The following is a 22,920-nucleotide window of genomic DNA, read 5'->3' as shown; positions in this document are numbered from 1 at the left end:
AAAAATTTTAACAAACTTAAAATTAATAATCTGCTAACCTGGTTTTTAACCTGATAAATAAAAAAAGATTCATGAATAGAAAGCTTTTGCTAACAGGCATATTGGTTTTAATGTGTGCTATAACCCTGCCCGCCCAAAACATCAGCATTGTCCCCCAGCCCAAAGCCATTCGGATGGAAGAAGGTCATTGGGTATTACAGCCAGGGACGGCCTTGCTGGCTGCCACTTCAGATGCCAGAAAATCCGCCGCCATTTTTAACGAAATGCTGGAAGCAAAAACTGGTTTCCAGCTGAATATACTGCAATATTCCCCTGGCGAAGGACCAGTTATTCATTTGGAAGAAAATTTGGTGGATGGACAGGAAGAAGCTTATTACCTGAATATCGACGATGGTGGGGTGCACATAAAAGGTGCAGGCAAAGGTTTGTTTTACGGTTTGCAATCACTGATTCAACTTCTGGAAGTAAGGGAAACAGCAGTAGTTTTGCCCCGGCTGGAAATTTCAGATGCCCCGGCTTTTAGTTACAGGGGTGTCATGCTGGACGTTTCACGGCATTTTTTCAGCAGCCAACAGATCAAGAAAATACTGGACCTGATGGCGCAGTTGAAGTTCAACACCATGCACTGGCACCTGACCGATGATCAGGGCTGGCGGCTTGAAATCAAAAAATACCCCAAACTTACTACCATCGGTGCCTGGAGGGATTCTACCATTATCGGGCAATATTACGATTTCCAACCCTTCATTTATGATGGCAAGTCCCATGGGGGCTATTACAGCCAGGAGGAGGCCAGGGCCATCGTACAATATGCCGCCGACAGAAAGATTACCATTATCCCGGAAATAGAACTTCCCGGACACAGCTCTGCTGTCCTGGCCGCCTATCCTGAACTGGGAAGTTTTGATGTTAACAAGGACGAAGGAAAAGGTACCATTGCTGCTCTCAACGATAAGGGTGAGCCTTTAGATAATGATATCAGCAATCAGGTACCTGGCTATTGGGGTGTACATTACAATATTTATGGGCCTACTCCTGAAGCTTATCAATTTCTTGAGGATGTACTGAGCGAAGTCATGGAAATCTTTCCCGGGGAATACATTCATATAGGAGGGGACGAAGTACCCAAAGACCACTGGGAAACTTCGGCCATCGCTCAAAAAGTCATTAAAAAAGAAAAGTTGGCAGATGAACATGAGCTTCAAAGCTTTTTTATCCGCAGAATCGAGCAGTTTCTAAACAAAAATGGCCGTAAATTGATTGGCTGGGATGAAATACTGGAAGGTGGATTGGCACCTAATGCCACAGTCATGAGTTGGAGAGGGGAGAAAGGAGGCATTGCCGCAGCTAAAATGGGACACGATGTTATCATGACCCCAAACAGCCACATGTATTTTGATCATTACCAGGCAGAAGATAAAACTACAGAACCCCTTGCCATTGGTGGCTTTTTACCCCTGGAAAAAGTATACGGATACAATCCTGTTCCAGACGCCCTGACCACTGAAGAAGGAAAACATGTATTGGGGGTGCAAGCCAACCTTTGGACCGAGTACCTGGCTACCAATAACAAAATGGAATATTACCTTTTCCCCCGGGCACTCGCCCTGGCCGAAGTGGCCTGGAAGCCAAAAGACGAAAAAAATTACCGGTCCTTTATCCAGGACCGCTTACCCCACAGGTTGCTTGATTTTGAGAAAAACGGGGTGTTTTTCCGGATTCCGGAAGCGGATGTGGAAATCAGTATAGATTCCGAAAGCGGAAGACATAAAGTGGAAATTCAGCCTTTGGTAGCCGGGGCCAGGGTGTATTATACCCTGGACGGTCACAAGGCAGATCAGACTGGTTCGCTGTATGCAGGACCAATCTTAACCCCTATTCCCGGGGAAGGACAGGGGCCATTAACCTTAAGGTATGTGACGGTCACTCCTGGTGGCAGAAGCAGTAATGAATTCCAGGTGTTGATTGAGTAAAACAAAATCAGTTTGAACGGTTCAACGCTCTTTTCAACGGCAAAAAAATAGGTCATGACATACCACTTCCCGCAGGTCGGTGTAGCTTGTCCTAAATTCGGGAGAATCGCACACCTAACTACGGGTAGGCCAGTGTTTTTTTATCAACCCTCCTTTAGTTAGCTGCGAAATGCCCGATTTCAGTTCTCCCAAGCCCCGGCTGTCCAGGTCGGGGCTTTTCGTTTGGGAGATTAGATTAAGGGGATCAAGTCTGTCGAATTGGTGAAGGAAAAATAAAATTCCAAAGACCTCACCATCAGGTGTTAGAATTGAAATTCTCCCATACTTTCTCAATTGAATTATTCCCTTTAGTCATCCAGAATAACAATACTGCATCAAAGACGGCATGGGCAGTCATGGCCGTTATAATCCCTGCCTCCTCATATAAAAAGCCAAAAAAAGCAATCAGTCCCACCATAAGCAGTCCGTAAGTACTGATGCGCCAATTGAAAGGATTCAGATAACCATGAATGAGTACAAATACCACAGCTGTAGGCCACAATCCCAGAAGGGGTTGTAGTCCTGCACGAAAAAACATTTCTTCTCCTACCCCTGCACAGATAGAAATAAATACAATCCCCTTGCCTGACCATGACCAGTGGTTGATCAATTTCCGGTACCGGATTTTTTCCGTCTCAAAAAAAGGTTGCAGGATAAGCCATTTAGACAAATGTGCTCCAATAAAGCCTGTCAAACCGCCCAGGAGAAACTGGGCCGGTAAATACCAATGTCCAGTCCACAGCTCAGCCATGGATTGCTCCTGAAAAAAATATACCAGCACCATGCCGGCAAGGCCAAAACCCAGGAGGGTAATCCAGCCCAAAAGCCACATTTTTCTATTCATGTTTGAAATTAAACAGAAAAAGTGCCGGAAAGGACTTTCCGGCACTTTAGCAACAAATAAAAAACTCTAGTTTTAAGCGTTAAACGTGATCTTTAAAGTAATCGGCACAGCGCTTAGAGCTTTACTTACCGGACAGTTTTCCTTGGCTACCTCAGCCAGTTCCTTGAATTGGGCTTCATTCATTCCAGATACCTTTCCCTTTAGATCCAGCAAAATCCCGGTAATGGAAAAACCGGCATCACCTTTTTCCAAAGTAACAGTAGCCGTAGTGTTCAATTCGTCAGCTTTTAAATCTTTACCAGCTATTTGAAAACTCAGAGCCATATTGAAACAACCCGCATGGGCGGCGGCAATCATTTCCTCAGGGTTGGTTCCCTGAGTTCCATCTTCATTTTCAAACCTGGTTTTAGCACTATATGGAGAATTATCAAAAAAACCACTGGGAGAAGACAAAGATCCACTGCCTTCCAATCCTGTTCCTTTCCAGATTGCTGTTGCTTTTCTTTTCATTTTTTTTGTTTTATTGATTTGTTAATTGAGTAAAACTGCTTCAAGATATCAATAATCTGCCAAAATAACTAAAGCTGCTTCTATCAGGATAAAAGTCCCTACAGCCTATGGTGGTGTTTACCTTAATTTATTACACCTGATTTTGGATAATGGATAGATGAATCAGGGTTAAAAAACTTTTACTCCCATGGTGACTTCCAGTTCCACTTCTTCCCCCAGCATTTCTTCGATTTCATTCTTTATGGATTTCAGCCTTTTTTCGTCAAGATTGCCTTCAGTAACAATTTTCACGGCCAGCCTGACAGGGTTGATCCCTCGGACCGTGATGTCCCTCAGGGTAGTGCCCTCCACCTGATATCCATCCAGTTTGGAAATTACATCATTCTCCCGTACCATATCCATGAATCCAAAAAACAAAGGCATACTAACTACACCTACCACTATAAGGGAATAAGCAATGCCCTTTCTGGCCAGTCTAAAAGGGCTGAATCCCAAAAACAGAAATGTCAAAGCCGCCGCCATAACCATACCTGCAAGGTTGGTCAATAACAGAAGCAATGCTCCCTGAAAAATGCTCCAATCCATCCAACCCAAGCCAATTCCGGAAACGGCAAGCGGCGGTACCAGGGCAACGGCTATAGCCACTCCCGCCAGGGTTTTGGCGATCTCCTCTTTGGCACTTGCATAAGCTCCTGCAACGCCAGAACCCACCGCTATACCCAAATCCAATAAATTAGGTCTTACCCTGGCCATGATTTCCTCATTGGAAATATTCAAAGGGGTTAACCAGGTAATCAACATGGCACAGAGGTAACCCAATAGCATGCCCCATCCTATGGCTTTGGCACTGTTGAGGATCAGGTTTTTGTCCTGGCGCAATACACCCATCGAGAGCGAAATAATGGGAGCCATAAGGGGGGCAAGTATCATGGCTCCAATAATTACAGGAGATGAGTTGCCAAATAAACCCAAAGTGGCAATAAAAGTAGACAACACCATCAATACCAGGTAGCTATTGCTTGCCCGGGCACTGGATCTTAAGCTGGAAAAAAGTTCCTTGAATTCCTCAGTGGAAGCATGGTGGATCAAGGGAAGTTTACGTTTCAACAATTCATCCCTAACCTCTCCCCTGGGCAATACCTTAACCTTGAAAACATCCTCCTCGGAAACATTTCCCTCCATATCTAAATGCCTCCCTGGCAACATTTTTAATGCTTTAGGACTTACCTTTAATTCCAGCTTTTTTGCAGTTAATAATATACCATCCTGTGAATATTCTATCGCATCTTCACTGCATATGGAGAGTTCTGAAGTTTTGATATGGGCGGCAAAAGGAGGAAGACCTGACTTTCCACTCCTGCGAAAAAAGCTATCCAATCCAAACCAGAGCAGGCCTGAAATACTCTTGGGTGCCAGAATCATGGCATGCATTTTTCCGTCATTGATATAGGAATCCTCCAAAACCTTTCTGCTGAGGAGGTTGCTTTTGCCATGTTGCACAATCACCATACCGATAGCAGCTGTATCCAGCTTTTCCTTATCCTGCGCTTCCAAAATGTACCTGTGGGATTTTACGACCGAGAATAACTTGAAAAAATAACTGAGCTTTTTCCAGAATCTCTCCCAACCGTTTTTGGCTACCGAGGTGCTCATCAGGCTCAGGGATTCTCCTATGATTACTGTATTGAAAACGGGTCTTTCATTTACGGTAAGCAAATCCACATTTCTGGTTTCCCCGGCCTCCAACACCATCTCCAGACAGTCTTCCAGGTCATTGTCGACCCCAAAGCCCTGCCTGCCATGAACCAGTTTGGGATGGGGCAGCAGGGCAATGCGCCATTCATATTTCAAGGCTATAGGTAACAATTCCTTCAATTGTTCGTCCGAGAGGTAGGTAACGACAAAGTCATCCTTCCCTAATTCCACAGTCAATTCGGTATTGAAGGGCAGCTTGAGTTTCAAATCTGCACCCAATTTGGGGACTATGGCTTCTTCTACCAATTCTTCCTCCTCGGGATCATACAATAGGATAATGCTTTTCATGGTAAATGTCTATTTCATTAAAGCAACCAAAAGTTTGATTGCCGCTTCGGCCAATGGGGTTCCAGGGCCAAAAATAGCCAAAACCCCTTTCTCGTAAAGGAAATCATGGTCCTGGTCGGGTATGACCCCTCCCGCCACGACAGCAATATCCGGTCTGCCTTCCACTTTTAAAGCTTCTATCAAACCAGGAAGAAGACTTTTGTGGCCACCAGCCAGGGAGGACACCCCTACCACATGTACGTCATTTTCCATGGCTTGCCGGGCCACTTCCTCTGGGGTCTGAAACAGCGGACCTACGTCTACATCAAAACCCAGATCTGCGAAGCCACTGGCGATGACATGGGCTCCCCTGTCGTGTCCGTCCTGTCCGATTTTAGCCACTAGTATTCTGGGCCTCCTACCCTCCAGCCGGGCAAATTCATCCGACTTTTTCAGGGCTTCCTTTACTTTGATGTTGTCCTTCATACTTTTTACATAAGTTCCACTCACAGTTTGGTGTACCGCTTTGTAGCGGCCATAAACCCTTTCAATGGCCAGGGAAATTTCTCCAAGTGTGGCCCTTTCTCTGGCAGCCTTTATGGCCAGTTCCAAAAGGTTTCCGTTGTTTTTTTCTGCCGCTTCCGAAATGGCCTGAAGGCATTTGGAAACGGCCAACTCATCTCTTCCGGATTTAACCTCTTGAATTTTTGCTACCTGAGCGGTTCTGACCTGCTCATTATCTACTTCCAGTATTTCAAAATCGTAAGGCTGACTTTCTCCTTGTTGCCGGTTGATCCCTATGATGATTTCAGTACCACTGTCAATTTTGGCCTGTTTCCGGGCTGCAGCCGCCTCTATTCTTAACTTTGGGATACCTTTTTTAAGGGCAGCTACCATCCCCCCATGTCGTTCTATTTCTTCCAGGTGGGCTCTGGCTTTTTCCACCAGGTGGTGGGTCCGGGATTCCAACTCCACAGATCCACCCATTGCATCCACCACCTGGTTCAGATCGGTTTCCTGCTGCAGGTAGAGTTGGGTATCGCGGGCAATTTTAGCAGAGGTGGGACTTGGCAAAGCGATGGCCTCATCAAATGCATTGGTATGCAGGGATTGGGTATGGCCCAGAACAGCGGATATAGCTTCAATAGTGGTCCTGCAAATGTTATTGTAGGGATCTTGCCGGGTCAACGACCATCCCGAGGTTTGGCAGTGGGCCCGTAACATTAGAGATTTTGGATTTTTAGGTTGGAATTGTTGCATGAGTTCTGCCCAGAGCAACCTACCTGCCCTGAGTTTGGCCATTTCTTCCCAGTGATTCATTCCGATGGCCCAAAAAAAAGAAAGCCGAGGCGCAAATTCATCAACCGAAAGTCCCATTTCCAGGCCTTTCCTGACATAGGCCAGGCCGTCTGCCAGTGTGTAGGCCAACTCCAGGTCGGCTGTAGCACCTGCTTCATGCATGTGGTAGCCTGAGATAGAAATGGAGTTGAACCGGGGCATGAATTTTGAAAGATACACAAAAATATCTCCTACTATCCGCATGGAAGGTTCGGGGGGATAAATATAGGTATTCCTCACCATAAACTCCTTGAGGATATCATTTTGAATGGTCCCGGTCAGGGCTTCTAATGGTACTCCCTGTTCCTCGGCAGTGACCACAAAGAAAGCCAGTATAGGGATCACGGCTCCGTTCATGGTCATGGAAACAGAAACCTTATCCAGAGGTATGCCCTCAAAAAGACATTTCATATCTGCCACACTGGAAATAGCCACACCGGCTTTACCCACATCCCCAATGACTCTGGGATGATCGGCATCGTAACCCCGGTGGGTAGGCAGGTCAAAGGCCACTGAAAGACCCTTTTGCCCGGCCTGCAGGTTTTTTTTATAAAATGCATTAGACTCCCCTGCCGTGGAAAACCCTGCATATTGCCGGATGGTCCAGGGTCTCTTGAGGTACATGCTCGCATAGGGTCCCCGGAGATAGGGGGGCTCCCCTGCTCCGAAACCGGTATGAGGAAAATCCTGTAATTTCTCCCTATGCCTATTTTTTTTATGATAGGGCATTTGTATTTCCGGGAACAAGGCAAGGATTTTCCGGTCAGTTTCCTCCATTATCACTGCCGTTAATTTTTCTAGAAAATAACTGCCCTTCCAGCTGCTATACGGATTTTGCAACCGGGCTTCTTCCTTCAAGATCAGTCCAATATTGAAGGAAGTTTGCAAGACCTGCCTGGTCGGTGGCTGCCCCCTATTGCTGAAAGGCTTTATCCACAGGGCCGTTACAGCTGCCAGCATTGCCGACCAGGACCGGGCCGTTTGCTGAATATAGGATTCCAGGGCGGTGGTTTTGTCTGTGTCCACAAAGGCAATTACCGGTAATAGGAAAGAGTTTTTTTCCGGAAAAAGATTCTCGTAAAAGCAGGAAAAACTACTGCTTACTGCACTGATCCTCGCCACTTCATAGAGAAGGCTGTCCCCTACCTCACAAACCCAAAAAATATTGTCCAATATTGTCCTTGCCAATTCTGCCGAAGCTTGAACATTTAAAACATCCATCCAATTTCGGCAGTGATCAAAAAGGTGACCATTATTCTCGGTTACTGCCGGATCCCTAAAGCCCAAAACCTTAAAATTAGGATATTCAACAGCCATTTTCAAGTAGGCCAAACGCTTTTGGGGGTTGGAAGAGAAATCCTCCAATCCTTTCAATAGCACCCCTCCCTTCAGCAAGTCAGGATTGGCACCTCTCTCTCGGTACCAGGCAAGAAAATGTTGCAAAACGGCATCAGGATCTCCTTTAGGCTGCAAATAAAAATGAATGGCATCTGGGATTACTTTTTCCAGTCGAACCTGAAGATTTTCCTCTCCTGTAAACTCCAAAAGAAGGCCTTCTGCCCCCAGGTCAAATGCCTGATGAATGGCTTTTGCAGCCTGAAAATCATCCGGATTATCTATCGCTACCAGGGAAAGGCTACCTTCAAAAACAGACCTCGACTCTCGCCCTTGAAGAGATCGTTCCTCAGGGGTATAATAAGGATCTAAACTTCCTCCATGAGGAAGTTGATACCTGATTTCCTCAGGAGATAAGCCTTCCTTTTCCACTGTGGATTTCCAGTTGGTTTTATTGGTTTTTGAAAAGGAGTATGCCATAGGAGATAAAAATGTACATCAAGCGTCCTGATTTCAGGGCCTTTTCCAAAAATAAACTTAAAACCGTTCTCAAACAAAACCGTTCATCATGACATAGGTGTAAAACAAAGGACTTTTTTCACTTTTCAAATAAAAAAAAAATAAAAACCGCCTGAACAATCTGCTTTCCCACAAAGTAAAAAAGTCAAGTAAAAAGGCATTTTTTATTTAAGATATTTTTCCACAATTTTGTTTCCCCCTGTTAAGGAGTATTCAAGTTTTTTTCTACTTTCGGTTAAAATAAATTCAATGAATTCAGAAGCAACGGCTATATGGACTGAATGTTTGCGGGTAATCGAAAAACACGTCAACGAACAGAGTTTTTCAACCTGGTTTAAGCCCATTTCACCTGCAAGAATTGAGGGCTCTGTCCTCACTATTCAGGTGCCCAGTCAGTTTTTCTATGAATGGTTGGAGGATAATTATGTAGATGTACTAAAACTTGCCATCAAAACCGTCCTCGGTGCCAATGGAAGGCTTGAATATGCAGTGGTTGTGGACAAGGGCAATTCCCAGAACCAACCCTATATGGTCAGTTATCCTCAGGGAGTAAGCAGTCCTGCTGCCAAAAAGAAAAAAGAAGTACTTGCAGCGGCAAACAGCCCTTTTGACCTGTCCAGCCTGGACGAGGAAACCACCCTGCAATCCAATCTGAGTTCAAATTATACCTTCAGTTCATTTATAGAAGGTGATTGCAACAGACTTGCCCGATCTGCGGGGTTTGCTGTAGCCAATAAACCCGGCATCACTTCTTTCAATCCCCTGATGGTTTATGGGGGTGTAGGATTAGGTAAAACCCATCTGGTACAAGCCATTGGCAATGAAATCAAAAACGGACCCGAGGATAAATTTGTCCTTTATGTTTCCTCTGAGAAATTTGTCAACCAATTTATGGATGGTATCAAGGACGGTAATATCAAATCATTCACCAATTTCTACATGCAGGTGGATGTGCTGATCATTGATGACATACAGTTTTTGGCCGGTAAAGGCAGAACACAGGAGATGTTTTTCCATATCTTCAACCACCTGCACCAGAACAAGAAGCAAATCATCATGACCTCAGATTGCGCACCAAAGGATTTGATGGGCCTTGAGGAAAGGTTGCTTTCCAGATTTAAGTGGGGGCTTACCGCAGATCTGCAAATGCCTGATTTTGAAACCCGTATCGCCATTATCAGAAAGAAGATGCAGTCCGAAGGCATTACCATACCCAATAACGTAATAGAATACCTGGCTTACACCGTAGATACCAACGTGCGGGAGCTCGAAGGTGTGATGATTTCCCTGATAGCTCATGCCTCCCTCAACAGGGTGGAAATAAGCCTCGACCTTGCAAAGACCATCATGAAAAATATTGTCAAGGACATAGAAACAGAGGTCAGCATAGAGTATATTCAGAAATCCTGTTCCGACTATTACGGTATTAAAGTCGAAGAACTCAAGGCCAAAACCAGAAAAAAAGAAATCGTCATCGCGAGACAAGTCGCCATGTATTTCAGCAAGGAATTCACCAACCATTCCCTGAAGTCCATAGGATACCATTTTGGGGGAAGGGATCACAGTACCGTGATTCATGCTGTACAATCGGTAAATGATTTGATGGAAACCGACACCAATTTCAGGAATGCCATACAGGAGCAGAAGAAACAGTTCAAAATCAGGTCTTACTGATTTTTCTCAAAAAACCGGCGGACCAACTCTTCGGCCAATCCAATAGGGTTTGCCTTTTCCCGATTCAATATTTCAATTGCTTTTTGCTTTTCCAATTCCACCGCGTTATTTTCATTGAATTTTTTAAGGAGTAAAAATGAAATGTGGTCTTCCAGCCACTGCCGCTGCTGGCTTTTTCTTGTTTGTTGGAAATGGCCACTATCTTTCATTTTGTCAACCAGGACATCCAGACTTTCCAATAAATCCACCATTCCCTTACCGTTAAGGGCCGAACAGGTTTTTACAGGATTATCCCATGCTTTTCCAGCCGGACTGATAAGGGGAAGTATTGTTTGAAGGGCCTGTTTCATTTTTTCGGCTTCGGGGGCATTGGCTCCATCCGCCTTGTTGATGACAAATATATCCGCCCATTCCATGATGCCCCTTTTGATACCCTGCAATTCATCTCCTGCCCCGGTGATCATCAATAGCAGGAATACATCTACCATTTCTTTTACTGATGTTTCTGACTGGCCGACGCCCACGGTCTCGACCAAAATCCTGTCAAACCCGGCCGCCTCACACAAAAGCATGGTTTCTCTGGTTTTGGCACTGATCCCTCCCAGGTTTTTTCCTGCGGGAGAAGGGCGGACATAGGCCGAGGGATGATGGCTCAATGTCTCCATCCGGGTTTTATCTGCCAATATACTGCCCCTACTCTTACCACTGCTGGGATCCACTGTCAGCACGGCCGTTTTATGACCTTTGGACAACAAAAGTTCTCCAAAGCTATTGATAAAGGTACTTTTTCCTACACCAGGAATACCTGAAATACCGATCCTTAATGCATTCCCCGTTAAGGGCAGGACCTGCCCGATCAGCTGATTCGCCAGCTTACGGTCAGCCTCCAGCTCACTTTCTACCAGGCTGATGCTCTGGCTAAGCAAGGACCTGTTTCCTGCCAGTATTCCTGCCACATATTGGGCCACAGAATATCTTTTTGCCACCATTGGTCAAGGACTTTCAAAAGGAAATTGTTGAAAACTAACCTGCCCCATAGCCGATTTTTCATATTTTGCCACACAGGATTTTCTGAATTCAGGGTTAAAATGAGGAGGCTCTGGAGAAAGACGGATATCCTTCAGGGCCTGGTCAAAAAAGAAAACCCGGGTATTCCCATATTTTGTATGGGGCATGAAATCCCCATATGCCCGCATATCCTCCCAAAGCCTGTCACTGGTGTAAACGGCAAAGACCCTGACCACCGGCCCCGTATTGTTTTCATTCCTGTACTTTGCCAGCTCCCGGTAATCTCCTTTCAGGTCAGAAACACCAGGTTGGCTAAGGCTGGCATACACCATTACTGCCATCAAGATACCGACAACAGCTGCTATCAGGTAAAACCAATAATTTGTTTTCATTTTGGACCATTTACTGATGTGAAACCCTTAATTTAGCCCAAAATATTGACAATGGCATTCGAATACATCAAGGCCCTCCATATAATTTTCGTAGTTACCTGGTTTGCAGGCTTGTTTTACATCGTGCGACTTTTCATTTATCAGACAGAGGCACTCGAACGCCCGGAACCGGAAAGGGCCATACTAAAGCCACAGCTTGATCTGATGGCAAACAGGTTATGGAACATCATTACCTGGCCTTCTGCGGTGCTTACTCTGATTTTTGGTATATGGGTTTTACTATACCGGCCTGCATACCTTCAATTACCCTTTATGCATGCCAAATTAGGATTTGTGGTTTTGCTTTATGCCTACCATATACGTTGCCATTTTATTTACAAAGCCCTGCAGCAAGGCCAGGCCAGGTGGAACAGTACAAAACTGCGATTGTGGAATGAGTTGGCTACCCTTTTACTTTTTGCCATTGTATTCCTGATCGTATTGAAAAGTCTACTCAACATGGTCTGGGGAATGTTGGCCTTGGTACTTCTGGCAGTTACCCTGATGCTTGCCACCAAATGGTACAAAAAAGTCCGGGAAAGGAACTAATGGGCTACCGGGTATGTAATGCTAATAAAAAAATGAAAACTTACCATCTGTTTATAGGTTCGCTGATACTTGTCCTGTCAGGGGTTTCCTGTCAACCTAATCATTCCTCAGATCAACCCCTGCCTATTTTGGGCAACAGACATGTGGAAGAAAACACAGTAAACGGGAATGTGAGTGCCGACACTGTCTATCATAAAATAGCGAATTTCGAATTTGTCAACCAGGAGGGGGATACGGTTACCAATAGAGATGTTAAAGGCAAGGTCTATGTAGCAGACTTCTTTTTCACTTCTTGCCCCACTATTTGTCCCATCATGAAAAAAGAAATGCTTAGGGTTTATGAGGAGTTTAAAGACGAGCCCAATTTCAAAATACTCAGCCATACCATTGATCCGGAGTACGATACGGTGACTTTATTAAAAGATTATGCCGCCCGGTTAGGAGTGAATAATGCCAATACCTGGAATTTTCTTACCGGCGATCAGGAAAAAATATTTGAAATTGGCCAAACTTCTTACCTGACTACTGCCATGACCGATAAAGAAGAGCCTGGAGGTTTTTTGCACAGCGGAGCCTTTCTTTTGATCGATACGCAAGGCAGAATCCGGGGGGTATATGATGGAACAAAAACCACTCAGGTAGACCAGTTGATAAAGGACATTCCCAAATTATTAGCAGCAGGTGATGAGGTTAGTATCCGGTAAAGTCTTGGTATTATTCATTCTGCTGGCAGGATATGGCTGTAACCAAAAAGAAAAAAATCAAGATGCTGGCATCAATGAGATCGAAGATCTAAAAACAAAACAATATGCCATCCAGGGTCAACAACTTTACCTGCTATATTGCGCCAACTGCCACCAGGAAGACGGTAGCGGGCTCGCAAGGCTTATCCCGCCTCTAAAGCGGGCAGATTATATGCTGACAGATATAGAAAGGACCATACGTTTAATCAAATATGGCATTAAAGGTGAAATTCAGGTAAACGGCATTACCTATAATCAACCAATGCCAGGATACCCGCAATTAACGGCCATTGAAATCGCCCAAATCAGCACATATATTTATAATGTTTGGGGAAATAAAAAGGGTATCATTGAAACGGAACGCGTCAACAATGCTTTGAAAATTAAATCAGATACTGACATTCAATAAGGAATCAGCAGTGCTTTTGGCAGAAAGTATATCAACTTTTACCTTTTCAACCATTTGAAGTTGCTCCTTCAAATAAGCCCTGGTTTCCTCCTCGCTCATCTCATCATATTCACTTTTAAATTGCCGCATCCAAACAAACATATTGTCATAGGCTGATTCACAGGACTGGGCTGCGAGGTTTAACTCCTCACGATAAGAAGTTTCACTGGCTTCGTTCTCCAGAGATTTGGCTTTCTCGATTAATTTTGATTGTTGGTTTTTTAAATGACCAATTTCAGGCATCACGTCATCGTGAATGGCAATAACCTGCTCCTTTAGCGCTTCATTTTCATCTTTTTCTGCTCCACAAGAAAATAAAAGGGTGAAAAACAGCAAGGATAACACAAAAGGTATTAATTTCATGGCAAACGTTAATATTGGGTTTGGGTGATAGGTGATATTCAAAACAGCAGTAAATTTTAAAAAAATTACCCTTAAAAAAAAATAAAAACTAATATAATTTCATTGTAAAAGAATAATTATAACAATAAAATTAAAATAAATATAATTTAGATAATAAATGAAACCTTATTGCTTTGCAGAAAATAAGATTATTGCCAGCGAAAAGGCCAGCGTTCATCCGCTTGACATTGGACTGATCAGAGGCTATGCTATTTTTGATTTTTTCAGAACGGTGGGCCACCACCCTTTATTTCTGGAAGATTACCTTAAAAGATTTACGCTTTCGGCAAACAAGGCCGGATTGCCACTGGCATACAGCATTCAGGAGCTGAGGGATATCATTTATCGGCTGATAGAAAAAAACAACCACCAAGATGGGGGAATAAGAATGGTGCTGACAGGGGGAATATCTCCCAATCACTTCCTTCCTGCTCAGGGCAAGCTATTTATTTTTTGCGAGCCATTGATGCTCCCTTCTCAGGAAAAGTATGCAAAAGGGGTAAAACTATTGAGTGTGGATTATGTCCGACCTTTACCAGCCATTAAAACTACCAATTATACGTATCCCTGCTGGCTGAGCCTGGATTGGAAAGCACAGGGTGCAGAGGATGTGGTTTACCATCACAATGGCAGGGTTTCAGAAAGCTCCAGAAGTAATATATTCCTGGTAAAACATGGTCAAATCTATACTCCTCAACGAGATATCCTTTGGGGGATCACCAGAAAAAAAGTCATGGAACTGGCTGCTCAAACCAGCCTTTCTGACTTTAGCCTGGAAGACTTACTAGATGCTGATGAGGTTTTTATCAGTTCCACCACCAAAAGAATCCTTCCTATTACCCAAATTGATACGGTAAAGATAGGGGATGGTCTACCGGGCGCTTTCACCAAAAAACTGATGACTGATTTCCTAAACATGGAAACCGAACATGCTGAAGCTGGGAAAATGGGTTAAAACATTTGGCATCAGGGAGAAACCAACATGGCATCATTCAAAATGTACATTAACTTCTCAGGGTCCTTTGCATTCAATTCTAATTTGCCTTTTACCTGCACTTTCTTTGATGTATATTTTATAGGTTCATTGAGCATGACTTCCATGACCGTTTCCGGTCCCCCAGAACCACAAAAAAAGCATTCCGCAAGGGGCAAAGAAGAAAGGATTATGTGCTCGGGTTTAAACATCCCTTCAAAAGGAATAATATATCCCTCTGCTGTGATTTCTTCTCCCTGAAGTTTTTTGATCTTTTCGTCAAATACAGGAAGGTACAATTCCCCGAATTCATCCTCTCCAATTTCATAAGTTACATTGGATAAATCCTTCCAAACACTACCCTGTTGGGCCATGGAAGAAAAAGAAAAAAAGGTCAATAGCACAATCAAATATCTCATTATCATCGTCATTTTTTTATTTAGTTAGTTGGTTAGCAATATCTGTTCGATAGGCATTCCAGGCAGGTATCAATGAGGCCAATATGCCTACCGCCAACGCATAGGCCAGAATCCACCATTCTTGATTCAGAAACACATCCGCCCGTAAACCAGATAGTGCCCCCTGCTCATTCATCGTAACCAAAATATACAGAAAAAGGTGTCCGATCAACAATCCTGCCAGAGCTCCAAGAAAGGTAAGCAGTATTCCCTCCAAAATGATGAGGATAAAAAGCTGTTCTTTGGAAGCACCTATCGCACGCATTACCGCCAAATCATATTTTCTTTCTTTAAGTGAGTTGTATAGCGCAATAAATATACCTAAACCCGCAATCAACACGATAATCAGGGCCAAACCCTGGACCAGAGAAATCCCGACTCCTAACAATTCGAAAAGGCGTGAAATCTCAAATGAGGGAGATGCAGCCTGGAGGGAACTTCTGCTGTTTACCAATCTGGGCAATTGAACTGCGGCTATGGGATTTCTGTATTGCACCAAAAGGGTGGTCAGTTCCCTTTCCTCACCCGCTTCTGTCTCTGGAAAACCGGATTTCGCGATTCCCTTTTCCATTTTATCATGGTCATGCTCCTCATCATGGGCGTACCAAACCGATTCAATACTTGTCAGGATCAACTGATCCACAATGTTATCTGAGGGTGCTAAAATCCCAACCACTTTGTAGGGATGTTCATCGTGTTCGTGACTAGCTGCTTCGATACCATGAGACCCAACAAATACATCACCCACTTCAAATCCCGACTTCTCTGCTACTTCGCTTCCCAATACCACATCAAATGCGCGATTCCAGGCCTCACCATCGGAAAATGTAACTCCATAAAGGTCTAAATAGTCATGGTTGGTACCCACTATTCTGAATCCCTGGTAGTTATCCCCCAATCCCAGCGGTATGGTATTTTTTATCAACCTGTTTCTGGATATGGCTTTGGCCTCATCCAAAGGGATGTTACCTGTAGGAAAATCAATGTGATAAACGGACGACAGCACCAATTGTAAGGGGCTCCCTTTGGCACCAATCACCAAATCTATTCCGGCTGCATCCTTGTTCATTTTATTTTCAAATTGATCCTGAATAAGGATCAATACAGTAATAATAGACAAGCCTAAAGCCAGAAGAAGGATGTTCAATGCAGTATTCCAGGGTTTGGCCAGCAGGTATTTCCAGCTCAGCTTCAACATACTCATAGGTCCTTTCGCTTTAGGGTTATGCTCTGGTTGATTTCATTTTTGATCCGCTGATCATGCGTGACAATGACCAAAGCTGCCTTGAGTTTCGCAGCTTGAGTTTTCAAAAGGTCCACTACTATCTTGGCATTTTCATCATCCAAACTAGCCGTAGGTTCATCTGCAAGGATAATTTTTGGTTCGTTGACCAGCGCACGGGCTATAGAGACGCGTTGCGCTTCCCCTTCGCTCAAGGTATTGATCCTGGCATTTTTCTTATCCAATATGCCCAATTCTTTAAGGTAATGGTCCACATTATCGGAATGCGAACTTTTGCTGAAAAAATGTGGCAGTGCAATATTCTCTGCTACAGAGAGCGGACCCAGGATGTGAGGTTTTTGGAATACTATACCAATATTTTTACCCCTGAATTTGTCCAGATTTTGGCCTTTTAGGGAATAAAGCGAGATGCCATCAATGAGAATTTCACCTTTTTCGGGGGCAAGCAGACCACCTAAAATATTTAAAAAGGTAGTTTTCCCACTTCCTGATTTTCCCAAAACCAGCAAAGCTTCGCCTGCCTTGATTTCAATATCCGGGATTTCAAAGGCCGGAACTCCTTCATAGGAAAATTGAATAGACTTGGTGGCAATCATTAAAATTTATTTTTTTGCGGGAATTTCCAGATTGAACTCTGTCCCTTTGTTAACCTTACTGGTGAAGGATATCTTCCCACCGATTACTTCAATACATTTTTTCACAATGGACAAGCCTAATCCTGAACCTTCTCTTAATCCTACATTTTTACCTCTGAAAAAACGATCGAATAGCTGAGATTGTTCCGCCTCCGAAATCCCTATCCCTTCATCTTTGATAGAAAGTTTCAGCAAATCATCCTCATGGTAAACTTTAAATGTTACTTTACCTCCATCTTTCGAGTATTTGACTGCATTGGAGAGAAGATTCTCCAGGATCTGGTAAAGAAGATCCATGTCGGAGGTAATCATCTTGGGAAGTTTATCAAATGCTGTATGAATCTTTACATCATTTTCAATACCAGCCTTTACCATGTCAACCACCTCATTCAGAAATGCTAAGGTGTAAATCCTTACCGGCTTATAATTCATTTTATCCGCATCCGCTTTCCCAAAAAACAACACGCTGGTCAAAAGACTGTTCAGGTTTCTTACAGAATTTTCTATTTTGGTAGAATGCTTTACAATTTTGACCTTATGGGGATGGTCTTTTTCAGCATACATTTTAAGCAATTGCGCGGAACTCAGAATAGAAGTTAGGGGAGTTTTAAATCCATGGGAAACGTTCTGCACAATCCTGGATTTTAATTCACTCAATTCCCGCTCCTTTTCCAATGCTTTCTGAAGTTCTTTATTGGCTTCATTCAGGTCAGCTGTTCTTTTTCTCACCTTTTCCTCCAGCTCATTGTTGAGGTTTTGCAGTTCCTTTTCCTTTTTATCTTTAAATATGGCCAGTTCTATGACCATATTCAGCTCCCTGATATTAAAAGGTTTGATCACATAAGCACTTGGATTGGTAACAGCGACTTTTTGCAATGTTTCTGAATCAGAACTGGCAGTCAGGTAAACTACTGGTATATTATATTTTTCATTGATTATTTCAGTAGTTTTGATACCATCCAGTTTTCCGGACAGGTTGATATCCATCATGACTATATCTGCGCGGTTATTTTTGAGGATTTCAAGCGCCATTTCTCCTGAATCAGCCATTCCAATAATTTGATGGTGATTTTTTTCAAGAGCTTTTTTGAGCAAAAGTGCCGAAACGGTATCGTCTTCGGTAATCAATATTTTAAGAGAAAACATACTTACAAAATTATTAAAATTGCGGATCTCCATATGGGTCTACTCGTCTAAAGGAAGGGATATTTTCACCAACGTGCCTTTACCTTTTTCGCTTTCAACCTGAATATGCCCATTCAGGCGATCAACTAAATGTCTGGTAATAGCCAACCCGATTCCCGAGCCTTCAAATTTACGGCTAAAACCCTTACTTTCCTGCTCGAAGGGATAAAACAATTTCGCCAAATATTCCTGACTGATTCCCACCCCCTGATCCTGTACCTGGAAAGCCAACTGATTTTCAATTTTTTCCACCCGTATTTGAATCATTCCTTTTTCAGAATATTTAATCGAATTCCCAACTATATTATTCACTATAATTTCCAAACCCCTTCTTTCGACTTTGGCAACAAAAGGTTTTGTGACAAATTTTGTTGAGACTAAGATACCTTTTTTTATTCCGATCGATTTATGTTTTACCAATATTTTTGAAATAAAATCATTGATATTGGTATTTTCAAGCATGAAATCAACCTTATCGGATTCAATCAGGGATAGGTCCAGAATATTGGTCATGGTATGGAGTAATCTTTCCCCACTTTCCCTGATAATCTCCAGATGGCCTTGCAAATCCTCATCACCTATTCTGTTTTGAATAAGTTGCTCCGTACTTCCCAAGATGCCGTTCAAAGGGGTTCTGACCTCATGACTCATATTGGATAAAATGTTGCTTTTTAATTGGCTAACTTCCTCTGCCTTTTCCTTCGCTATTTTCAATCCCTGTTCATAGGCTTTTTTGCTAGAAATATCACGAAATACATTCAAATAAAGTGGTTTCCCCTGATAATCTTCTTTCATCCTTGAAATAAACAATTCAATTTCCCTTTTTCCTGAGCGAAATGGCATTTCCAATTCGCAGGTAAATCCCTTCCCATCGATATTTTGCAAATCGCCCTTTATCCGGTTGCGAATTGTTGCATAATAGGTGGGTTCGGCAAAAAGGTGTCCAAGTCCGTAAGTCTGCAGGGATTTCTCAGTTACGGCAGCCATCTTGCATATATTGGGATTAGCTGCGATAACTTGTCCTCCCAGAACAGAAAGCAGTAAGCCATCCTGTGAACTATTCCAAACATTGCGAAAACGGTCTTCCCTATTTTCAATTTCAATGGTTTTTTCATTTAGGGAATTTTTTAACACTCCCTGGTGCCTGGCCTGTCTGAAAAGGGTATTGATTCCGATTCCCAAAACAATTAAAAAGACAGTAACTAGAAAAACAAACCAAAATTGAAAATAAAAAGGATTATCAATTTGAAAATCAGTGGAATAAACGGTTTCCGATTCAGGATACCCTACCAGTGATGCCTTCATGGCCAGCCGGTAACTTCCGGGAGGAAGGTTATTGAAATACAGCTCATTGCTTCTGGGGTTCTCCACTTTTTGCCATTCCGAATGAAAACCCTCTAAACGGTAATGAACCACCAGGTTTGGGGAATTCAGAAAACTGGCAGCATTGAAAGAACAGACAATGTTATTTAACTGATAAGGAATGGTCAGGAAGTCCGACTCTACCGGTTCCGCATCTACTACCGCTACTTGGTTGAGGTTCACCAGAGGGCTGGATAGGGAGTTTTGGTCTTCTTCAGGGTAATAAACAGAAACCCCATTCTGGGTACCTATAAAAACCCTGCCCCGGTCTGCCTGAACCAAAGCCCCGCTACCCACATCATTTCCCAGCAGTCCTGTATTTTCATCAAAGACCCGCAAACGATCTTTTTCATGGAGGATGACCCCTGAATCTGTACCCAACCAAACATATCCCTTCTCATCTTCTAAAATGGCATAAACCGGGTGGTCAATCAATTGTCCTTGTAACTGTGCGGGAATCAGCTCACCATCAATATAAGAAAAATACCCCTTTTCAGTACCTAAAAACAAAGTATCGTTTCTTTCCAGATAATCATAGCCATTAACTTTGATCACCTTTTCATAACTTTTTACATCTTTGGTTGAAATAGGCCTCCCCGCTACAAATACAATCCATTTCCCGTTTTTCAATTGTCCAAATTTCCGGATAAAACCAATCGATTCATTTTCAGGAAGCCCAATATCATAGGCACTCAGCTGCGGGTCTGCACCAGGTCTTGGCAATTTCGCAGTGTAGATTTTTTCATTTCCTGCTATCCATAGGTCGTCACCTTTTGCCAAAACATAGCTTACAAATTCCTGATCAGGTAATTGGAATAATTTGTAGTTCTGGGTTTTGGTATCGAAAAACCCGAGACCATTTTCATAAGCAGAAAACCAAACATTGCTGTTCTTGTCCTGACTGAAATTCAGTACCCTTTCTCTCCTGGTAGGAAAGTTTTCATCTGAAAAAAAATAAGTCTTCACTGGTCGGGAACCATACCAAACCTGAATGCCATTTTCAAATCCAATAAGGTAATTCCGCCGGCCATACATGATGGCTGCCGAAATATCAGAATTGGGCATACCAGTTCTTTCGTCAAAATTCTGGAATCTGGTACTGGCAAGATTGGCCAATCCACGGAAAGTACCCACCCAGATTATTCCCTCCCTGTCCACCAGGGCGGTATTTATCTGATTGGTTTTCAAGTCATCATAAGCTGAAACTTCAAACCGGGACCGGGTTTTGAGGTTGTATTGAAACAATTGAGAATTATAATAAAAATAGAGTTTACCATACTTGTAAAAAAGGTCGTAGGAATCTTCCGGACCTATCGACTCCTGCCGGAAATTTGTATGCAATGTATCAATCAGGTTACCTGAACTGTCTCCCTGATAAACCGCATTTTTGGTGAGATAAAAATAGGTGTCATTATCTTCCAAATGAATCATCTTCAATAATGGGTTCTCAACCTGACCAATGAAAAGGTCTTCTTTGGGTTGAAGTGATTCACCCAACAATTGGTAGCTACCACTCTCAAATAAAAATAAGGTATCCGTATCGGAAACAAAATGGGAATAATATTTCCCAAAACCTTCTGTCCATAAATCAACCGGTTCTTTTTCTGGGTGTTCCTGATAAACAATCCTATTCTTCAAAACCAGAAAGAGTTTTTTGCTTTCTTTCCTACCCAGGGTGAAAAAATCTATAGAATCAAAAAAGGCCGATGAATCAATTGATGACAAAAGGGAATGGGGCTTTTCCCAGGAATTCATATTAAAATGATACAAAAGAGGGCGACCGGCACTTTGGTACACCCAGACCAAACCCTCTTCATCCACCCAAACTTTCTGTTGAGTGGAAAATGCGGTTTTGATGCTGTCTGGGAGCTCAAGGGAAACGATTCCATCGGAGAAAATGGTGCCTCTGTTGCTGGAAACCCAGACAAATCCACGCTTGTCCTGGGCGATAGAATTGATTTGGTTGGGAATTTGTCCAAAGCCTTTAACCTGTTTATTGAATTTAAAAGTTTGACCCAAGGCCAAATCCTGGGCCAGAAAAAGAAAAATAAATAGGAATAATTTGTTCATGGCTTGTCAAACTAATCCTAAAAATATAAAAAGTTATCAATACTCTAAATTAAATTGATATTGTTTGCCATTTCTTTTTGTGATCGCTCTTTATCTTCTATTTTTGTACCGAATTAATTATAATGTAGACTTATGAGCGTACTGGTAAATAAAAATTCTAAAGTTATTGTTCAGGGCTTCACCGGCACTGAGGGTTCTTTTCATGCCCAACAGATGATCGAGTATGGCACCAACGTAGTTGGAGGAGTAACACCTGGAAAAGGGGGCACAACCCACCTTGGGAAACCTGTTTTCAATACTGTAGAAGATGCCGTCAAGTCCAAAGGGGCAGACACCACCATTATTTTCGTGCCTCCTGCTTTCGCAGCGGATGCCATCATGGAAGCAGCTGATGCTGGGATAAAGACAATCATTACCATAACCGAGGGAATTCCGGTAAAGGACATGATGAAAGTCAAACCCTTTGTCAAAAAGAAAGGTGCTACTTTGATAGGCCCCAACTGTCCGGGTGTAATCACTCCGGGTGAAGCTAAAGTTGGTATTATGCCGGGGTTTGTTTTTAAGCCTGGGAGAGTAGGTGTGGTGTCCAAATCAGGAACCTTAACCTATGAAGCGGCGGATCAGATCACAAAAGCAGGTCTTGGAGTTTCTACTGCCATTGGAATCGGTGGCGACCCCATTATTGGTACATCCACCAAAGAAGCGGTACAAATGCTGATGGAAGACCCTGAAACAGATGCCATCGTAATGATCGGAGAAATCGGGGGAAATTATGAAGCTGAAGCTGCGAAATGGATCAAAGAAAACGGGAATAAAAAACCGGTAGTTGGCTTTATTGCCGGGCAGACTGCTCCTGCTGGACGAAGAATGGGTCATGCAGGTGCCATTATCGGTGGAAAAGATGATACAGCCATTGCCAAAATGCGCATTATGAAGGAGAATGGCATTTATGTGGCTGAATCTCCTGCCGAAATCGGAGAGGTAATGGCCAAGGCTTTGGGGGTAGATGCCTAATTTTCCTATCACCCTCACTGATAAAAAATAAGTTAAATAAAAAAAGAGGCTGTCCGAAAAGGGCAGCCTTTTTTATGCGGCTATTTTTCTGGAATATTCGGAAAAGTTTGAATCTCCAATATTTCGTAGCACTGATAAACAATAA

The 22,920-nt window shown here is 43.1% G+C and carries 19 protein-coding genes; 7 read left to right on the top strand and 12 right to left on the bottom strand.

Annotated features, from left to right (window positions below):
• The first annotated feature begins 71 nt into the window (after positions 1-71).
• The gene (locus tag HUJ21_RS14965; protein WP_291371145.1) at positions 72-1,973 is read left to right on the top strand and encodes a family 20 glycosylhydrolase; all 1,902 of its coding nucleotides are present in this window, start codon (positions 72-74) and stop codon (positions 1,971-1,973) included.
• 295 nt (positions 1,974-2,268) lie between these two features.
• Here HUJ21_RS14965 and HUJ21_RS14960 read toward each other — a convergent pair whose 3' ends face one another.
• From HUJ21_RS14960 to scpA, 4 genes are all read right to left on the bottom strand, one after another.
• Positions 2,269-2,856, bottom strand: coding sequence for a CPBP family intramembrane glutamic endopeptidase (locus tag HUJ21_RS14960; RefSeq protein ID WP_291371143.1), 588 nt, complete (start codon positions 2,854-2,856; stop codon positions 2,269-2,271).
• Between the two features lie 72 nt (positions 2,857-2,928).
• Positions 2,929-3,366, bottom strand: a complete 438-nt coding sequence (locus HUJ21_RS14955; RefSeq protein WP_291371141.1) for an OsmC family peroxiredoxin — start codon at positions 3,364-3,366, stop codon at positions 2,929-2,931.
• 168 nt (positions 3,367-3,534) lie between these two features.
• Positions 3,535-5,409, bottom strand: a complete 1,875-nt coding sequence (locus HUJ21_RS14950; RefSeq protein ID WP_291371139.1) for a TIGR00341 family protein — start codon at positions 5,407-5,409, stop codon at positions 3,535-3,537.
• Between the two features lie 9 nt (positions 5,410-5,418).
• Positions 5,419-7,947: a methylmalonyl-CoA mutase gene (gene scpA, locus HUJ21_RS14945; RefSeq protein ID WP_366483699.1), complete on the bottom strand. Its 2,529-nt coding sequence runs from the start codon at positions 7,945-7,947 to the stop codon at positions 5,419-5,421.
• A gap of 882 nt (positions 7,948-8,829) precedes the next feature.
• Here scpA and dnaA point away from each other — a divergent pair.
• Positions 8,830-10,254, top strand: coding sequence for a chromosomal replication initiator protein DnaA (gene dnaA / locus HUJ21_RS14935; protein WP_291371137.1), 1,425 nt, complete (start codon positions 8,830-8,832; stop codon positions 10,252-10,254).
• On the opposite strand, the gene meaB is transcribed toward dnaA, so the two are convergent.
• Entirely contained in the window at positions 10,248-11,243 is a 996-nt protein-coding gene (gene meaB / locus HUJ21_RS14930) for a methylmalonyl Co-A mutase-associated GTPase MeaB (protein ID WP_291371135.1), read from the bottom strand. The genes dnaA and meaB overlap by 7 nt on opposite strands.
• Positions 11,244-11,246: 3 nt before the next feature.
• Positions 11,247-11,654, bottom strand: coding sequence for a hypothetical protein (locus HUJ21_RS14925; protein ID WP_291371133.1), 408 nt, complete (start codon positions 11,652-11,654; stop codon positions 11,247-11,249).
• Positions 11,655-11,705: 51 nt separating this feature from the next.
• Between HUJ21_RS14925 and HUJ21_RS14920 the strand changes: the two genes are divergently transcribed.
• The 3 genes from HUJ21_RS14920 to HUJ21_RS14910 are packed head-to-tail and all read left to right on the top strand — an operon-like array spanning position 11,706 to position 13,394.
• A complete protein-coding gene (locus tag HUJ21_RS14920) occupies positions 11,706-12,242 on the top strand; it encodes a CopD family protein (RefSeq protein WP_291371131.1) in 537 nt (178 codons plus the stop codon).
• A 32-nt stretch (positions 12,243-12,274) separates the two neighbouring features.
• Positions 12,275-12,946: an SCO family protein gene (locus HUJ21_RS14915; protein WP_291371129.1), complete on the top strand. Its 672-nt coding sequence runs from the start codon at positions 12,275-12,277 to the stop codon at positions 12,944-12,946.
• Positions 12,927-13,394, top strand: a complete 468-nt coding sequence (locus HUJ21_RS14910; protein WP_291371127.1) for a cytochrome c — start codon at positions 12,927-12,929, stop codon at positions 13,392-13,394. Before HUJ21_RS14915 ends, HUJ21_RS14910 begins: the two co-directional genes overlap by 20 nt.
• Here HUJ21_RS14910 and HUJ21_RS14905 read toward each other — a convergent pair.
• Positions 13,374-13,796 carry a hypothetical protein gene (locus tag HUJ21_RS14905; protein ID WP_291371125.1) on the bottom strand — a complete coding sequence of 141 codons (423 nt, stop codon included), beginning with the start codon at positions 13,794-13,796 and terminating at the stop codon, positions 13,374-13,376. The two genes, HUJ21_RS14910 and HUJ21_RS14905, sit on opposite strands and share 21 nt — an antisense overlap.
• A 157-nt stretch (positions 13,797-13,953) precedes the next feature.
• On the opposite strand from HUJ21_RS14905, the gene HUJ21_RS14900 reads away from it, so the two are divergent.
• Positions 13,954-14,790 carry an aminotransferase class IV gene (locus HUJ21_RS14900; protein ID WP_291371123.1) on the top strand — a complete coding sequence of 279 codons (837 nt, stop codon included), beginning with the start codon at positions 13,954-13,956 and terminating at the stop codon, positions 14,788-14,790.
• A gap of 11 nt (positions 14,791-14,801) precedes the next feature.
• Here the strand turns inward: HUJ21_RS14900 and HUJ21_RS14895 are convergent, their stop codons facing one another.
• The 5 genes from HUJ21_RS14895 to HUJ21_RS14875 are packed head-to-tail and all read right to left on the bottom strand — an operon-like array spanning position 14,802 to position 21,761.
• Positions 14,802-15,227: a hypothetical protein gene (locus HUJ21_RS14895; RefSeq protein ID WP_291371121.1), complete on the bottom strand. Its 426-nt coding sequence runs from the start codon at positions 15,225-15,227 to the stop codon at positions 14,802-14,804.
• 16 nt (positions 15,228-15,243) lie between these two features.
• Entirely contained in the window at positions 15,244-16,470 is a 1,227-nt protein-coding gene (locus HUJ21_RS14890) for an FtsX-like permease family protein (RefSeq protein WP_291371119.1), read from the bottom strand.
• Positions 16,467-17,105, bottom strand: a complete 639-nt coding sequence (locus HUJ21_RS14885; protein ID WP_291371117.1) for an ATP-binding cassette domain-containing protein — start codon at positions 17,103-17,105, stop codon at positions 16,467-16,469. Before HUJ21_RS14885 ends, HUJ21_RS14890 begins: the two co-directional genes overlap by 4 nt.
• A 6-nt stretch (positions 17,106-17,111) precedes the next feature.
• Positions 17,112-18,290, bottom strand: a complete 1,179-nt coding sequence (locus tag HUJ21_RS14880; protein ID WP_291371115.1) for an ATP-binding protein — start codon at positions 18,288-18,290, stop codon at positions 17,112-17,114.
• 39 nt (positions 18,291-18,329) lie between these two features.
• Positions 18,330-21,761 carry an ATP-binding protein gene (locus tag HUJ21_RS14875; RefSeq protein ID WP_291371113.1) on the bottom strand — a complete coding sequence of 1,144 codons (3,432 nt, stop codon included), beginning with the start codon at positions 21,759-21,761 and terminating at the stop codon, positions 18,330-18,332.
• A gap of 132 nt (positions 21,762-21,893) precedes the next feature.
• Here HUJ21_RS14875 and sucD point away from each other — a divergent pair, with 132 nt between their 5' ends.
• Entirely contained in the window at positions 21,894-22,775 is an 882-nt protein-coding gene (gene sucD / locus HUJ21_RS14870; protein ID WP_291371111.1) for a succinate--CoA ligase subunit alpha, read from the top strand.
• Positions 22,776-22,920: the final 145 nt, after the last annotated feature.

Source organism: Cyclobacterium sp. (genome assembly GCF_014762705.1).
Taxonomy (GTDB): Bacteria; Bacteroidota; Bacteroidia; order Cytophagales; family Cyclobacteriaceae; genus Cyclobacterium.
The sequence above is the reverse complement of the archived record's forward strand: the minus strand, read 5'-3'. Positions and strand labels throughout refer to the sequence as shown.